General features: G+C 52.8%; 3 protein-coding genes. All 3 read right to left on the reverse strand.

Features of this window, described 5'->3' with window-relative positions:
* The coding region (locus GX016_10125; protein ID HHT71899.1) for a beta-aspartyl-peptidase at window positions 1-531 on the reverse strand (531 nt) is incomplete at its 3' end.
* 35 nt (window positions 532-566) lie between these two features.
* Window positions 567-887: a thioredoxin gene (locus GX016_10130; protein HHT71900.1), complete on the reverse strand. Its 321-nt coding sequence runs from the start codon at window positions 885-887 to the stop codon at window positions 567-569.
* Between the two features lie 28 nt (window positions 888-915).
* Complete coding sequence (trxB, locus tag GX016_10135) at window positions 916-1,830, reverse strand: thioredoxin-disulfide reductase (GenBank protein ID HHT71901.1); 915 nt, start codon at window positions 1,828-1,830, stop codon at window positions 916-918.
* Between the last annotated feature and the right edge of the window lie 299 nt (window positions 1,831-2,129).

Here is a 2,129-nt window from a genome sequence, read left to right on the forward strand (position 1 = left end):
CTCAATTACATCCGGCTCCATCTCTTTGGCGGCTTCACCCAGATAGGCCGCTGCCTTGAGCCCGGCCAACCGCACAGCCTTCTCGTGCTCATGCTGGGCTAAGCCCTCCACTGGCTCCATCTCCAGCACCACGTTGTACGTCTTGGAAAAAGGTGTGTAGTCGGCTCCCGGACCGGTCATATCGATAATACCTTCCTGAAAGCCTACAATTTTTCCGGTGGTCACCACCGCCGCACCGGACAGAACATGGGTTCGACCGCTGCCTACCGTGTCCACCTTACTGACAAATCCAGGGAACAGACCGCCGGGACCGCTTACTTTGCAGCGGGGTTCGATGACATCTTTTACCGGGATGATGCGGATCTCTTCCCCAGGTTTGGCCAAATGTACGGTGCAGGACTTAATAGTTGGATCTTCCACAACTAAGGTGGCCAGCTCGTCTTGGTTGACATACAACGTGCCGGCTTCCACCTTGGTTTCCGGACCAAAATCCAAGTCACGGACGGTGATCTTCCCTAATTCCAACCGCATTGAGGCTCCCCTCCTCTCTGTACTGACAATTGTATTTAAGCAACCAACTCCTCAAGCTTAGCCACAATGTTCTCCTTAGTCACCTCGGCCCCGATAAGTTTACCTACCACTTCACCTCCCTTATAAAACAAGAATGTGGGCAGAGCCATCACTTTAAGCTCCACCACCAATCGGCGGTTGTCCTTACTGTTTACTTTGCAGAACTTCACCCGGCCTTGGTATTCTTCCGCCATCTTTTCCACTTCCGGCATCATGGCCAAACAAGGAGCACAGCGCGGGCCCCAAAAATCCACCAGCACCGGGAGTTCTGACTTAAGGACTTCATCTTCATAAGTATCACGGGATACCTCAATCATGAGATTAGACATGTTCTGATTCTACCCCCTAAAAATTATCTTCGATATATTTCTCGGCTGCAAAAGCAGCCGTAGCTCCGTCGCCTACAGCCGTTACCACCTGGCGAAGAAGTTTGGCTGTTACATCCCCCACGGCAAAAACCCCAGGGACGTTGGTTTCCATGTTCGCCGTTACAGGTACGTAGTTTTGAGGATCAAGGTTAATTTGCCCGGTCAGGAATTTCGTATTCGGTATCAAGCCCACATACATGAACACCCCGTCCACCGGCAGATCGGATAACTTGCCGGTCTTGACGTTCTTCACCCGCACGGTCTCCACGGTGTCACTGCCTATGATCTCATGGACTACGCTGTCCCAAACAATCTCAATTTTGGGGTTGGCAAACGCTTTGTCTTGAACTACCTTGGTGGCCCGCAGAGCGTCGCGCCGATGAATCACATAGACGTGGCTGGCAAACTTAGTAAGGTAGATGGCGGCTGAAATGGCCGAGTCCCCACCGCCGACTACTGCCACCGGTAAGTCCTCGAAAAAGGCGGCATCACAGGTGGCGCAGAAAGACACGCCGCGCCCGGTGAATTCCTCTTCCCCCGGGCAGCCCAGTTTACGGTAGGTAGCCCCACTGGCTATAATCACTGCCTTGCCCTTGAACTCATGCTCACTGGTGTGGACAATCTTCTCTTTGCCGCTGAAATCAACCCCGGTAACTTCAGCCATGATAAACTCACAGCCGAATGACTTTGCCTGTTCTTCCATGCGGTCGGAAAGATCCGGGCCGGTGCTACCGGCTAAAGCTCCAGGGTAATTCTCAATTAGGTCGGCTGTAGCCGCCTGACCGCCGGTGGCCAGCTGCTCGATAATAAGCGTCTTCAATTTAGCCCGTCCGGCGTAAATACCCGCCGTTAACCCGGCTGGTCCGCCGCCGATGATGATAATGTCGTACACCCAACAAGTCCCTCCTCAATGCTTAATTTTAAAATTTATTAGCCCGAAGCCAGTCCGATCCCTGCCAGCAGGGCTAATCCCTGCAAGCAGGGGCTATCCCTGTAACCAAGTTGTCCGCCTAGACAGTCTTTTATACTTAGAAAGCACCGCTTGGCCGCATTCAGGTCCCTTGTTCATGGAAGCAAGCTGATTAGAGCACTTTCAAATATAGACAGATCCACCGCTGCATAGTCACGCAGTACAGGAGGAGACCAAGACAGTTCTGTTCGCGGTCGCGTTTTTTTCACCGCCTCCATGGC

The sequence above is a fragment of the Bacillota bacterium genome (genome assembly GCA_012837285.1).
Taxonomy (GTDB): domain Bacteria; phylum Bacillota; class DTU030; order DUMP01; family DUMP01; genus DUNI01.

Coding starts and splice junctions, on each gene's coding strand:
- GX016_10130 (HHT71900.1), bottom strand. CDS start 887: ATGATTGAGGTATCCCGTGATACTTATGAAGATGAAGTCCTTAAGTCA.